Source organism: Legionella norrlandica, from assembly GCF_000770585.1.
Lineage (GTDB): Bacteria > Pseudomonadota > Gammaproteobacteria > Legionellales > Legionellaceae > Legionella > Legionella norrlandica.
Genome location: NZ_JNCF01000008.1, coordinates 1 through 14805, shown reverse-complemented (window position 1 = coordinate 14805; position 14805 = coordinate 1). Strand labels below are relative to the sequence as shown.

The window sequence follows — 14805 nt, the reverse complement described above, 5'->3', positions numbered from 1 at the left end:
TCTCCTATCTAAACCTATTATGTAATCCTAAAGTGCACATAATCTCTTTACAAACATCGTAGAACGAGGTTTCATGGTTTTCTCTTGAAAAACGTACCGTATGAATATCAGCTTGTATTGTTTTACCCAAGCGTTGCATTAGATTGGCGTAGATTCGCTCATTTCGATTCTGATAAGCGAAAGAGCAATATTGACTTAAGGCTGCAAGACTTGAATCAAATAATGTGTCTTTCATATCTCGAGGGGAATTTATTTGTAAGTCTCTTTGAATCAACTCTATCATAGATCTATTCATAAAATTGGAGACAGTAGAATGATAATGAGACCATACCATTAAATATATCCCCGCAAGCACTTTTTCTTTAAATTCTTTAACGTCTTTATGAGTGACAATAGGATACTTTGCAGTGCTCCTGAGATAATTTAGCAATTTCTTATCATTTTCATTATTCAAACTATCGGCAACCAATTTAATGGTATACGCATCTTCTATGGCAGCACTATTAGAAACAAACACAGAAAAAAAACTACAGCAGCCTACAGAGGGAGCACAACGTTTTCTTAACCGATCTGTTAATTTCAATGCATTTTGCTGAAATTCGGAAAACTCTAGCATAGCTCCTCTCCCGCAAGTGCCTACCCGCAAGAACTGCAGCGAATAATACACCTCTAGTGATCAAGTCTTAATTAATTTTTATATCAACCTCCCAGTAATATTGCAACTACTAATTTAACTATTTGCCAACAAATATTTCAAATCGTCAATTAAAATAAATTGTTTTCCATAAATTAGTAACCAAGAACTCAACAAAATCTAGGCTAGGTCATGTTGGCCCCTGTTTACCAAGTAATGAATAACAAAAAGTAGATATTTACATAAAAAGTTTGTCGATAGAATCAATTAATTGTTGATGAATGCCATTAAATCCTCTGTTGCTCATAACTAACACAGCATCACCATCTCTTACGGTATTTGCAACTTCCTTGATTATTTCTTCATTATTCTTACAGATTTTATATGGACACGTCCAAGCTCGTACCGAATCCTCAAGATTAAAATCCTGAGGCTCTAGGACGTAGGCACCATCCACAGGAACAAGAGCGTGAGCCATCTCTCCAGCATGAACTCCTGTTCTCATCGTGTAGGAAGCAAACTCCATAACCGCGAAAATACGTTGATGTCTTTTGCTTCTTTTTAATGCATCAATAGTTTTAGTAATTGCTGTTGGATGATGGGCAAAGTCGTCGTAGATTGTTATCCCATGTCGGTTGGATCGCACTTCAAGTCGCCGTTTGACCGGAGTAAATCGTTGCAATGCTTCCGCTGCTACTTTAGGATCAACCCCCGCATTAAAACTAGCAGCTATAGCAGCCAAACCATTTTCTACATTAAATCGACCAATTAAAGGCCAGGAAACTTGAGCAACTGTTTCCCCATTCTGTAATACTTTGAATGCAGAACCACTGTCATCAAGCAACTCAGCTACCCATTGAGCATCTCCAGACAATGCCAATTCTTCAATACGCGAATATTTTCCTCGCGAAAGCACTTCATTGAGAGCTTTATCATCTCGGGGTTTTATCGCGATACCATTTTTAGGGATCGTTCTTAGCAAGTAATGAAATTGTTGCTGGATAGCAGCCAAATCTGGGTAAATATCAGCATGATCAAATTCCAAATTATTTAATACGGCAATATTTGGGCGATAATGCATAAATTTAGGGCGCTTATCAAAAAAGGCACTGTCATATTCATCAGCCTCTATTACAAACCACTTTCCCTTGCCAAGGTGAGCGCTGGTATTGAAATCACTGGACACACCTCCGATCAGAAAACCCGGGTTTACTCCAGCCTGATCTAAAATCCAGGCAATCATTGAAGTTGTTGTAGTTTTACCATGAGTTCCGGCGACAGCAATGACCTGATATTTTGATAGAATATTTTCAGAAAGCCATTGAGGGCCTGAAGTATAAGGTTTTCCAGATTCCATCACTGCTTCCAAGACTGGCATCCCTCTTTTAATCGCATTGCCAACAATAACTAAATCCGCTTGTAATGCCAATGTTGAATCATCATATCCCTCTGTCCAGGGTATACCTTTTGTGGCAAGTAAATCACTTACGGGTGGGTAACAATTAGCATCACTACCTGTCACTTTGTACCCTGCATCTCGAGCAAGTAAAGCCAGAGCGCTCATAAAGGTTCCACTTAATCCTAATATATGCAAATGTGTCATTATGTCATCGCCAAAAAGAAATAGTTAAAATATTAACTGCCACCAAACCAAAAGCCGCCAAAACTGATTTTACCGGTGTAGTATCAAGAGCAAATCTATAAATATGTGCCGTAATTATAAATTGCCAAATAGAAAGACCCAATGTAATAAATAAATATATCATAGCGATCAATAAAAATATGGGTTTTTTAATACTCACAGCAGATAAATAAGGATCTATCAAAAATAATGGCGTTGCTAACACATGGATAATAATATAAACAATAAACAAGCATGTTACTGTTTGTACAAATCGCGCTGTAAAATTTCTAAATCTTAGAATCCAATAGGTGTATAAAATAAAAGACAAATTCAAACTAACAGCCATCATTAAACTGAGCAACCAGTCATGAGAAAAATCGAGCTCTGCAAGACTCCATTGAATTATCAGAATAATAACAAATAGGATGGCAGCCAATACCAGTAAGGAAATTGAATAAGGAGAGTTTTCTGGTGTTTCCTTTAATAAACTGAGACGCCAATAATAAGAAAATAATAGTTTTAAAGTATCCATAATTGTTTTTAATTATGCTCCCAGATCTTGATTATCCTTGTTTCCTATCAACACCTTAACTCTCTCATTGAAGCTTTTTTTTCACTATGCTTAGTTGCTGGACAATGGGCTGACTCCAAGGGCCAGAAACTTTATAGCTATACCCAGTAATTTTCTGCATACTTTGATTAATGATTTTATTTGCAATCCATGCGGCGAGGCCAGCGATAGGGCCACCGGCTATGGTAGCTACTACAGGTAGGCTAGCCGTAATATGAGGAGAAATGCTTAAATTTAAATCATATAAGCGCCTTCTCAGATCTAAATCACCTTTCATACTGGCATACGCGACTGGTCCATCAATATAACTATTATTAGTACTCATAATGCCATTATTGACATTAAAATTGCCTTTAAATATATCAAAACTATAGCCATCCTGAGATAGATCACTAAAGTCCAATTTTAATCGTCTTGGAATAGTTTGTAGGCTCAAGATACTTAATAACTTGCCTATACCCAATTTTTCTTCAGTTTCTGGGCTAAGATCAGTAATTCGGCCATTGTTCAGTTGCAAATACAATGAACCATTCAATTTACTCAGAGAAAAATCATACAAAGTGCCTTGCCAGCCCCCTCGAAATTCTATATACCCTTTTCCAGCATCTACCGCAGGATTAAGCTTCCAACGTTCAAGACTTTTAGCTAAATCTTTTAGATACATTTTTGTCTGCATTTTTGTCTGATTAACTTTTCCATTTTGCAGCCACTCTCCTTCAAAATTTGCCTGGTAATAGGGAGAGTCTACTCTCCCGTAATCAAGCTGCCATCGTGTAGGAGTAGAATGACTCTTCAGAGTAATATTCCCAATTTGAATTTTCCCAATTGAAAAATTGTCAATCCTTAAATTCAGATTGGGAATTTGATCCGGCGTTGCTTTGGAAGGAGAATCTCTCCCTATTTCCGATGGCTTCATCTCCGATAAGTGCAAATACCTTACAAAACCACTTAATGAGTTTGTTGACGAATGATAAGTTAAATCTGCATCAATTTTCTTCTGTTTCAAAATAACAGTCCAATCATTATCAGCACGTTTTTTAGCATACACCAACATATGATCAAAATGCTGATGCAGAAAGGTTAGCTTACTCATTGTTACATTAACAGTATTGACCAATTTTAATAGAGAGAATTTGGTATTTCCCTTGGAAAATCGCGCTAATACCTCTTTCCACTCTTGCAAATCAAAACCATCCAAAGTACCTGTAATACCTAATCCTGGGGAGTTTTGATTTATAGCTTGTGCACTACCTAATTGTATTTGGCCAGACTTAAGCTCAAACTCTCCTTTTTGCTTTTGCAGTAAAAGATCCGTACTCAATCGGCCATTGTAATTGACCCTAACACGAAGTGCTTTTTTCGGATTGAAATCCAGATTAACCAGTAAAGGGGCTTTTTCTTTATAAGTTTTTCCCAGTGGAGCAGGTAGATTAACAGCCATTCCTACCAAATCAGAATTTAATTTCATGTTATCCAAATCATTTGGATCATCGGTAATTTTTAACAATGCTCTAGCCAAAATATTGCCCTTAAGCACTGAGAAAATAGGCAAATTTAACTTATTTTTTAAGGATTCAACGGTACACTCACCTTCAATGGCTATTGCAGTCAACGAGTGTGGGGAATGCTCTGATTGAATCTTGATAGTTAATGGATAGTCAAATGCAGTAGCACTTAGCGAGCTGTCTAATATACCTTTTTCATCAAAAAATAAATTTCCTCTCACTTTTTGTAGGGAAAAATCACCCATCTGATGCTTTATAGTTACAATATTATTTTTAAACGTTAATTCCCCTCTGGCCAGATCATCATCATTCTCCGGATATAGGGGGATTTCCAATCGTAAGTTCAAAGATAATAAACCCTTTATCGCTAGGATTTTTAGAGCCGATAGTTTTTCCTGTAAGGGCGAGGCCATTATAAAATTCAGCATTCGTTGTGCTTGACCATGGACAAGCCCAGAGATCAGCAAGGTTTCTTTATCTTTACCAATGTCATCAATACGCAAATTCATTTGCTTAAGAGGTACCCCTTGAATATCACCATTGATAATATCTATATCGAGATTTCTATTTTTTAATTTGATATAGCCTTCTAACTCTTTAATTAATTGCCATTTTGGAGTAATTAATATATTACCTCCAACCACATGGCTCACTATTGAAAACTCACCATTCCCATTATCAAAAGGAAAATCCTTGACCATACCATTAAAAGTGATCTTGCCAGTTGCTTGTGCTAGACGTTTTACATCATTATTTAGCCAGGCAAATAACTTAGGCTTCATGTGATTTTTGGGTAAATAAGGCATCCATTTCTGTAAATTTTTTCCAGAGAAGTCTGCTGCTAGACGAATATTTCCAACAGAGCCTTTAGTAACTTGATCAAGAATTCCTTCTAGGCTAATTGTTAATTCAGGCTGACTAAGAACCATGCGTTCAATACTGAATCGTAATCCATCATTTAGTTCTTTCCAATCAAAAGCACCATTTAAAATAGTTAAATTTTGGTTTGGATAACCTTTAACTGATAAAATGGTATTTTCAGAATCCAGCTCCAAACGTCCTTCCATCGGTTGCCAATTGAAAGCCCCAGATAAATTATCCACTCCAGGAATATTATCTCTTGCATTCCATCCTAATTGCTCAAACCCAGTCAAAATGTAATTAATTTGATTTTCTTTTATTAATACCTGTGTATCATGCAATATTCCATGTGGTTCGAACTGCACTATATTTTGAATGGTAGAAGGCCAATTAATCGCATCGGATAATAATGATCTTACAAGAATATGTTTACTAAAGAGTTGATAAGTATTTTGTTCTTTATTAAAACGAACTGATATTTGGTTCTCTGGCCAACGAACCTCTCCCGCCCTTAGCTTTATATGGTCTGCCTGGAATTGCCAACCCAGTTTATCCAATTTCCATCCCATATTGGCATAAAATGACTGAATCAATTCACTATTTTTTTTGTTTAATAATTTCCAAGCCAAACGCTTGAATTTTACTTGCGCTTGAACGGAAGAAACCTTTCCTCTATCCAAATCAAACCATAAAGCGAGATCCCCTTTACCTCCTTCCAGTCTAATTAAAGTTTTTGGTAATAAACTCTGCCATTGGGCTGGTAAAACGTGGTTAGCTGAAAAATAAAAGTGCCCGTTAGTATTTTCCATTTTAGCCGGATCAAATTGGACATTCCCTAGCAATTGAAAGGAGGTTGTATTGGTTTGCTCAAGTCTCGCTTCTCCTTTTATTTTATAATTTCCCCCTTTATTTACTATTGAAACGTCTAGTTCGCTAATAGGAATTAATGAGCCATCGCTAAAATGAAAATGTGCTGAAACATGTTTTATTATCAATTTTTCTTGTTGAGCTATCCAACTCAATATTTCTTGTATTTTGTCAGGATCAATATTGGTATCTTTAATTGCATTACCTGAAATTCCATCAATGCTCCAATGACCATTTTTCTCCCGAAAAACTAAATTGACATCATCTATATAAAGCACACCGGGCTGGATACGCCAACTCCAAAAGGATTTGAATAAATTTATCCCAACAACCAATTTATCCAAATAAATTGAATTATTATGGCTGTCCTTAATGGTTACGTGCTTTAATTTAACAACGGGCTCTAACCAATACCACCCCGTTTCCATAGTTTGAACAGTCACGGGTTGCCCAAGTAATGAAGTTAAATGCTGTTCCACTTCCCCTTTGTATTGCTCAGCCCAAGGAGTAAGTGAACGGAATACACTAGAAAAAACAGCCGATAAAATTATCAGGATAGCTAAAACCATCCCAATTTTTTTAAGAATTTTATTTACTAAGAGCTTATTATTGGTCATTTTTTATATTACTATACCATTGCTTTTACGCATACTCATCACTTTCCTTTTGTTCAATACACTGTATATTTCTGCTCAGTATTGTTTATACCAAGTCTGTAGATCTACTTTTCGAGAACAATATGGTTTCAAATTATATCAACAACAATCAGTTAGAACAAATAAAAATCAAATTTCTGTCAAATTTCTCGGTAACCCGAGTCGTACGTATTATCCTGGATCTTTTACACCTCTCTGGAAACCCAGTCCAGCTGCTTTTGCAACGGGCTGCAGAGCACTGCGCTAAAATGCTTTCTGACTACACAACATACCCTTCTTCCCGCATTTTGGCGAGCTTATAGCGTAACGTTCTTTCGCTAACTCCCAATAATGCAGCAACCTTTTGTCTATTGCCTTGATTCTCCGACAGCGTCTTTTCTATCAATTCGTATTCGTGCATCTGTAAGTTTTTACTGCCAATAGTAGAAACTTTATTTAAAGTATCGGCTGATGAAGGAGCGGATATCTGTAAATGCTCTTCTTCAATAATACCTTGAGTTTGCAGCACAAGAGCTCTTTGGATAACATTGTCGAGCTCTCTTGCATTACCTGGCCAATTATAAGAAAGCATTAACTTTTGGGCCGATGGACTAATCACTGGAACTACAGGTTGCTTATGTTGACAATGTTTACGAATTAAGTAGTTTGCCAAAGGAATAATGTCATTTGTCCTTTCTCTTAATGGATGCCATTGCAAAGGAAAAACATTCAACCTATAGTAGAGATCTTCCCTGAATCGCCCAGCATGAACTTCTTCCTTTAGCTGTCTATTCGTTGTTGCAATAATTCTAACATCCAGACTTATTATCTTGTTTGAACCGATTCTTTCTACCTCTTTTTCTTGTAAGACTCTCAGTAATTTTGCTTGCAAACTCAAAGGCATTTCACTGACTTCGTCTAAAAGCAAAGTGCCTCCTTGTGCTTGCTCAAATTTACCTGGAGTGGATTTGTATGCTCCGGTAAAAGAACCTTTTTCATAACCAAAAAGAGTGGCCTCTAACATTTGCTCCGGAATCGCAGCGCAATTAATTGCTACAAAAGGTTGCTTCCTGCGGTTAGAGTGGTCGTGAATGAAATGTGCTAATACCTCTTTTCCTGTCCCGCTTTCACCGCTAATCATAACTCCAACATCGGATTGCGCTACCTTCAAAGCCATTGTTAATAAAGCCTGACTTTTAGGATCTTGGGCTATTGGATCATTAGAATCATCCTGTAAATCATTTTTTATATATTGATTTATTTTTTCAATTAAGAGCTGTGCACTAAATGGTTTTTGTAAATAGTCCACAGCTCCGTGCCGAATAGCGGTAACGGCATCCTCAACTGAACTATAAGCTGTCATAAGAATAACAGGCAAGCCAGGCCTTTTTTTTTGAATTTCATTTAATAACTGATTACCATCTAATTTATCCATTCGAATATCAGTAAGCACAACGCCTGGATTATGTAATTCAAGAAGAGCTAACGCTTCTTTACCATCTTTGGCTGTAATGTAAGTATGACCTGAAATAGTCATCGTCTCAGCCAGCGCTTCTCTTAAAGCCGAATCATCTTCCACAATTAAAACATGGCTCATAGAAAATCCTTTGTGTTATAAAGTTATCCTACGTTTCTGTTCAGGCAAGGTAAGCAAATAGTTACCTGTGTTCCTATCCCTTCAGTCGACTCAAGAGTCACTCGACCACCATGTGCTTTAACCACAGCAAAAACTACTGCCAGTCCTAAGCCTGTACCTTGTGCCTTCGTTGTATAAAATGGCGAAAATGCTTGTACCCTTACTTCCTCTGGCATTCCCTTTCCATTATCCTCTACTATTATTTGTATACCTGAATCATCTAGAGATGCAAGAGTTAAATCAACTTTGTTTGCTTCAGACTGTAAACCATTAATTATCAAATTCAATACTGCTCCAATTAACGACTCTCCATGGATAGAGGATTCTCTAGTAATTAGATAATTATTTACATTTAATACAGCATTATAAGACTCAACATAGGGCTGAGCTCTTTGTATTAATTGAGAACACCAAAATTCCATATCCACGTATTTGGGCTCAATGGAAGCGCCTCTTGCAAATAACAATAAATCTTGGATTTGCTGCTCAATGCTCGCATGACACTCTTGTATTCTATGAATCCAGTTTTTACTACGATGATCTAAATCTGGGAGATTATTCAAATGTTCAGTATACAACATCGCAGAAGACAACGGTGTTCTAATTTGATGAGCTAATTGAGCCGTCATCGTTCCAATAGAGGCTAATCTCTTTTCATTTTCTTTAGCTTCTTCATAGTCCCTGCTTGCTGTAATATCAGATAAGGTAATCAATATGCCAGGTAAACTTTCTAAGGATGAAATGGCTACATGCACTCGTCTGCCATCAGCTAAGGAAACTTCATGCCCATCATCTGCTTTTGGAACAAATGCTCTTTGTATCACATCTAGCCACAAAGAACCAATTAATCCATAACCAAGCATCGCTTCTGCTGTAGGATTCAACCAAACCACTTTACCTTGTGCATTCAAAATAACTAGCGCTGTAGGTAAACTAGATAAAATATCCCATTCAGAAAGCTCTATTTGTGGTTTGACAGCACATGTTTGATAATTTGAATAATACATAATTATTAATTTTCATCATTGTATTAGTGACTGTAACAAAGTTTGGGGGGAAATTAAAATACATTTAAAATCAAATAATTAATAGACATATCCTCGAAGAATATAAAACGTGATCATTGTGTTTTTTTTGATCTTATCTGAGATTTAATGAGATCTTAAATATCATCATTCGTTAGCGAGACTTACTGGAAGACCATATAAAAGCCTAAACCCATAAGTTTACTTCTTTGCCTCATCATCTAATTGGCGAAGAAAAGCAAGTTTTTCGGCAATTTTAGTTTCTAACCCTCTTGGTACTGGTTTATACCAGTTCACCTCAGACATTCCTTCAGGAAAATAATGTTCTCCAGCGGCGTAGGCGAAAGGTTCATCATGGGTATAGCGATATTCATGGCCATATCCAAGTTTTTTCATTAACTGAGTAGGTGCATTTCTTAAGTGAATCGGAACCTCTCTAGACTTGTCTTTTTTCACGAATTCCATAGCTTGATTAAACGCTACATAACCAGCATTGCTCTTTGCTGAAGTTGCAAGATAAATTACAGCTTGCGCCAAAGCCAGCTCCCCTTCTGGAGAGCCTAGCCTATCATAAGTTTCTGCTGCATCATTGGCAATCTGGATGCCCCTTGGATCTGCCAAGCCAATATCTTCCCATGACATCCGGATAATACGTCTGGCCAAATAATGAGGATCCACTCCACCATCCAACATTCGACATAACCAATACAAGGCAGCATCAGGATTAGAACCTCGTACTGATTTATGTAAAGCAGAGATTTGATCATAAAATGCTTCTCCACCTTTATCAAAACGCCGCCCACCCTGCACGATAATATTATGCATCATTTCTTTATTTATAATGGTTATTTTGAGTGCCGAACTGGCTGTTTTGACTTGTTCCAGCAAATTAAGTAATCGCCTAGCATCCCCATCAGCACAAGAAATTAAAAATTCAACAGCCTCGTCAGTAAATTCAAGCGCCGATAAAACCTTGTGTTGAGCTCTTTGAAATAATAGTTTTAGTTCTTGTTCTGATAAAGGTTGCAAAACATAAACTTGAGCGCGTGATAATAGCGCGGAATTGACTTCAAAAGATGGATTTTCAGTGGTTGCTCCAATAAAAGTAATTAATCCTGATTCCGTATAAGGTAATAAAGCATCCTGCTGAGCTTTATTAAACCTATGAATTTCATCTATAAACAAGATAGTCTGTTTATCATGAATGAGGTGTTCTTGTGCCTTTTCAATTGCAGCTCGTATATCTTTAACTCCCGAAAATACCGCAGACAAGGCTATCCATTCGCAATTAAAAGCTTTAGCCGTTAATCTTGCAATAGTAGTTTTGCCAACCCCTGGAGGCCCCCAGAGGATCATGGAGTGTAATTTAGAACTCAGAAAACACAGTCTCAACGCTTTCCCTTCTCCAAGCAAATGAGTTTGGCCAATTACTTCATCAATATGTTGGGGCCTTAGCATTTCGGCTAACGGCGGTTCCGGATCTTTGTTAAATAAGCTCATTATCGATTCAATTATGATGATAGATCTCTTTGCAATAGAGTTTTCCAAACGAATGTTATTGTCTCACCACATCAACTCCTTTAGGAGGTTTGAACTGAAACAACTTAGCAGGCAACTTAGGATTAGATTTGATTTGTACTAATTTAACATTAGTCACTTGGCCTAATTGATCATACAACTCCAGACCAATTAAAGAATTCTGAGTAAAAATTAGCTTTATTCTTTGAAAATTTTCTTTGGCTGATTTGGATTTCAAATCAAAAATAGTCAAGTTCCCATTCTTTTTTTCTGTTACATTGAAATCATGAGTAAGCGTTTCATCATAACCGCTTAAAAATAAAGCGGCAGTCCCACCCAATCCTTTTTCTTGGTTTTTGACCGTCACTTGCTCCAGATCCACATCATAGACCCACATTTTCCGGCCATCTGCTACGATTAATTGTTCCATAGGATCTTTTGTCTGCCAACGAAATTTTCCTGGTCGTTGTAAAGCCATAGTCCCGGAAGAACGTGACACCTCACGATTTTTTGCTTTTACAATTTGATTAAAATTTGCAGTCATCGTTTGAATGGAATTCAATTTGCCTTGTAATATTTCAGCAGAAGTTTGACTAAATACTCCACCAGAAAAAATGAGCAGCAAAACGAGTAAAAATTTGTTCATATTCAGTCCTCAGTTACAGATGTTACTAATACATCGCGATAGCCACCATCCAATGGACCGACTATTCCTGTTCGTTCCATTTCTTCTATCATTCTCGCCGCACGATTATAACCAATTTTTAATCTTCTTTGCACAGCAGAAATACTAGCCTTACGTGTCTGAATCACAAATTCTACAGCCTGATCATAAAGGGGATCATCTTCCTCTCCAGATTGCCCACCTTCCTCATCAAAACTACCCTCACTACTTTCATTCCCCATTTTAAGGATGTCATCAATATAATCAGGCTCCCCTCTTGAGCGCCAATCATCAGCAATACGATGAACTTCCTTATCGTCAACAAATGCTCCATGCACACGCAAGGGGGCTCCACTACCAGGAGCCAAATACAGCATATCACCATGTCCTAGTAATTGTTCAGCGCCTTGTTGGTCAAGTATAGTTCGGGAATCAATTTTTGAAGACACCTGGAATGATATTCGAGTGGGGATATTTGATTTTATTAAGCCAGTTAATACGTCTACAGAAGGTCTTTGTGTCGCAAGAATCATATGAATTCCTGCTGCCCTGGCTTTTTGTGCAATACGTGCAATCAACTGTTCAACTTTTTTACCGACAACCATCATCATATCGGCAAGTTCATCAATCACTACCACTACAAAAGGCAATGCTTGTAACTCAGGCGCTTTATCATCCATAGAGTCTACAGGTTTCCATAAGGGATTTACTAATGGTTTACCATCAGCAACTGCTTCAGCAATTTTGGCATTATATCCAGCCAAATTCCTAACGCCTAGCGCAGCCATTAGTTTATAGCGCCTCTCCATTTCCTCAACACACCAACGAAGCGCACTCGCTGCTTCCTTCATATCAGTAACAACAGGAGTAAGCAAATGAGGAACTCCATCATACACTGATAGTTCCAACATTTTAGGATCTACCATGATTAAACGAACTTGTTCTGGAGTAGCCTTAAATAGAATGCTTAAAATCATAGCATTAATACCTACTGACTTACCTGAACCGGTAGTTCCAGCAACGAGCAAATGAGGCATTTTTGCCAAATCAACTACCATAGGATGTCCTCCTATGTCCACTCCCAAAGCCAAAGACAAAGGTGAGTGTGCTTGTTGATATACCTCAGTTGATAAGACGTCGGATAATCTGACCATTTGACGAGAGTGATTAGGTAATTCAAGGCCAACCACTGTTTTACCTGGTATTACTTCCACGACACGAACTGAAACTACTGATAACGAACGTGCTAAATCCTTAGCCAAGGCTGTTAATTTACTGACTTTCACTCCTGCTGCTAATTGCAGTTCGAACCGGGTAACTACTGGCCCGGGGTGCACTGCAACCACATCAGCTTGGATACCAAAATCCAGCAAATGTTGCTCGACGTCACGTGAAAGATTCTCCAATTCTTCATGAGTATAACCGCCCATGGTTTCCCTGGTTGGCCTTTATCCAGCAGTGTCAGACTAGGAAGTGTTCCGGGAGTTGTTGTTTTAGGAGGACGAATCTCCTTTAGCTCTTTTATTGGTTTAATAATTTCAGGCTTTTCTTCATTGGTAATTAAAATAGGAATGGCTCTTTCATTCTCTTTATCTTTCTCTTTTCTAGACTGGAACAATTTAGGTACAGATTTCTTTCTCTCATTCTCTGATTTAAGAGTCTGACCTGGTTTAGGAGCTTCTTCCACTTTAAGCGAAGGAGGCCTTGATTTATAATTCTCAATACCCGAGGAAGCAAGTTGTATCCCCTTTCTTAAAAATCTATCAAGGTACGCAAAAGCATTTAGCGTATGGTATCCGATGAGTTCTATTGCCTTAATCCAAGACAATCCAGTTAACCAGGTAGTACCCACCAAAAACATGGCAAGGAGGAGTAATGTAGCTCCTTCAAGATTTAGCATATGGTACCAGCCACTTCCAACCGTTTGCCCGATAATGCCTCCTGCACTATGGACTGTATCCACCGCTTCAAAGAGGTGATTTATACTTAACAAACCACAGCCCCCAGACACCATTAGAACAAAACCAATCGCCCTTAACACCAATATTGACTTATCCAACGCCTTAAAAGAACGAAAATCTTTCAGGATAGCCCAAGCAACATAAACAAACGCGATGGGTAATAAAAAGGCAAGGTATCCGAATGCAAAATAAAGCGCATCAGCAATGTAGGCCCCAACTTGTCCCCCAGAATTAGAAACAGGCACTCCTGAACGAGAAGCATGCGACCAACTGGGATCGTTTGTTGAGTAGGTAAGTAAAGACAAGAAGACAAAAAGAGCTCCTGTCAAAATTAATATAAAACTACCTTCGCAGAGGCGTTTTATTATAAAGATTGGCATGGATTTTTTGGGGATTCCAGCCTGCTTTCCCTGATGTAGTTTTGCCATAGGTATTTTAATGTTTTTATTTTTATCATAATATTTGTCATCTTAACACAAAAAATAAGGAAGACAGAGACAAATGAGCACAAGCAATCATCACCGCTTAATCATACTTGGTTCAGGCCCAGCAGGCTACACTGCCGCAGTCTATGCCGCAAGAGCCAATCTGAATCCTGTCTTACTCACCGGAATGGAACCTGGTGGGCAATTAACAACGACCACCGATGTAGATAACTGGCCTGGTGATATCGAAGGATTGCAAGGCCCCGCCCTTATGGAGCGTATGCAAAAACATGCAGAACGGTTCGATACGCAAATCATATTCGATCATATTGTTAAAGCTGATTTAGCGCAAGCACCCTTTACACTTCAAGGAGATAGCACAACTTATACCTGTGATGCGTTGATTGTAGCGACTGGTGCCTCCGCTCGTTATTTAGGTTTGCCTTCAGAAGCAGCCTATCAAGGGAAAGGAGTCTCGGCCTGCGCTACTTGTGATGGATTTTTTTATCGTAATAAATCCGTTTGCGTTGTTGGTGGGGGAAATACTGCAGTCGAAGAAGCGCTTTATTTATCGAACCTGGCATCTTCCGTTACCCTGATTCACAGACGAGACAGTTTGCGTGCCGAAAAAATACTGCAAGACAAATTATTTGAAAAAGCACATTCTGGTAATGTTAAATTAATATGGAATTCAACTCTAGACGAAGTGTTGGGCGATGGAAAAAAAGTTACTGGAGCTTTGATTCGCAATCTTAAAACCGATAAGCTGGAAGAATTGGGTGTAGATGGTGTATTCATTGCCATCGGTCACACCCCTAACACCGCAATATTTGAGGGGCAACTGGCAATGAGAGATGGCTATATCCTGATTAAATCAGG

The 14805-nt window shown here is 38.1% G+C and carries 9 protein-coding genes and 1 pseudogene; 1 reads left to right on the top strand and 9 read right to left on the bottom strand.

The window, feature by feature from the left end:
- Positions 1-4: 4 nt before the first annotated feature.
- From OK13_RS03210 to OK13_RS13835, 9 genes and pseudogenes are all read right to left on the bottom strand, one after another.
- Positions 5-616, bottom strand: coding sequence for a hypothetical protein (locus OK13_RS03210; RefSeq protein WP_035887615.1), 612 nt, complete (start codon positions 614-616; stop codon positions 5-7).
- A gap of 256 nt (positions 617-872) precedes the next feature.
- The gene (gene mpl, locus OK13_RS03205; protein WP_152571561.1) at positions 873-2240 is read right to left on the bottom strand and encodes a UDP-N-acetylmuramate:L-alanyl-gamma-D-glutamyl-meso-diaminopimelate ligase; all 1368 of its coding nucleotides are present in this window, start codon (positions 2238-2240) and stop codon (positions 873-875) included.
- Between the two features lies 1 nt (position 2241).
- Entirely contained in the window at positions 2242-2790 is a 549-nt protein-coding gene (locus OK13_RS03200; RefSeq protein WP_035887613.1) for a hypothetical protein, read from the bottom strand.
- 64 nt (positions 2791-2854) lie between these two features.
- Positions 2855-6679, bottom strand: coding sequence for a YhdP family protein (locus tag OK13_RS03195; RefSeq protein ID WP_035887611.1), 3825 nt, complete (start codon positions 6677-6679; stop codon positions 2855-2857).
- Positions 6680-6977: 298 nt separating this feature from the next.
- Complete coding sequence (locus OK13_RS03190) at positions 6978-8294, bottom strand: sigma-54-dependent transcriptional regulator (protein WP_035887609.1); 1317 nt, start codon at positions 8292-8294, stop codon at positions 6978-6980.
- Positions 8295-8317: 23 nt separating this feature from the next.
- Entirely contained in the window at positions 8318-9340 is a 1023-nt protein-coding gene (locus tag OK13_RS03185) for a sensor histidine kinase (protein ID WP_035887607.1), read from the bottom strand.
- A gap of 219 nt (positions 9341-9559) precedes the next feature.
- Positions 9560-10858 carry a replication-associated recombination protein A gene (locus OK13_RS03180; RefSeq protein ID WP_035887605.1) on the bottom strand — a complete coding sequence of 433 codons (1299 nt, stop codon included), beginning with the start codon at positions 10856-10858 and terminating at the stop codon, positions 9560-9562.
- 55 nt (positions 10859-10913) lie between these two features.
- A complete protein-coding gene (gene lolA / locus OK13_RS03175) occupies positions 10914-11522 on the bottom strand; it encodes an outer membrane lipoprotein periplasmic chaperone LolA (RefSeq protein WP_035887602.1) in 609 nt (202 codons plus the stop codon).
- Between the two features lie 2 nt (positions 11523-11524).
- Positions 11525-13929: pseudogene (locus OK13_RS13835) on the bottom strand (DNA translocase FtsK).
- A 73-nt stretch (positions 13930-14002) separates the two neighbouring features.
- Between OK13_RS13835 and OK13_RS03160 the strand changes: the two are divergent.
- Positions 14003-14805 (top strand): NAD(P)/FAD-dependent oxidoreductase (locus OK13_RS03160; RefSeq protein ID WP_035887597.1); only part of this gene is annotated, 803 nt, incomplete at its 3' end.

Excerpts from the sequence above, each read along its gene's own strand:
- OK13_RS03210 (WP_035887615.1), bottom strand. The coding sequence starts at position 616 with ATGCTAGAGTTTTCCGAATTTCAGCAAAATGCATTGAAATTAACAGAT.
- OK13_RS03200 (WP_035887613.1), bottom strand. The coding sequence starts at position 2,790 with ATGGATACTTTAAAACTATTATTTTCTTATTATTGGCGTCTCAGTTTA.
- OK13_RS03195 (WP_035887611.1), bottom strand. The coding sequence starts at position 6,679 with ATGACCAATAATAAGCTCTTAGTAAATAAAATTCTTAAAAAAATTGGG.
- OK13_RS03190 (WP_035887609.1), bottom strand. The coding sequence starts at position 8,294 with ATGAGCCATGTTTTAATTGTGGAAGATGATTCGGCTTTAAGAGAAGCG.
- OK13_RS03185 (WP_035887607.1), bottom strand. The coding sequence starts at position 9,340 with ATGTATTATTCAAATTATCAAACATGTGCTGTCAAACCACAAATAGAG.
- OK13_RS03180 (WP_035887605.1), bottom strand. The coding sequence starts at position 10,858 with ATGAGCTTATTTAACAAAGATCCGGAACCGCCGTTAGCCGAAATGCTA.
- lolA (WP_035887602.1), bottom strand. The coding sequence starts at position 11,522 with ATGAACAAATTTTTACTCGTTTTGCTGCTCATTTTTTCTGGTGGAGTA.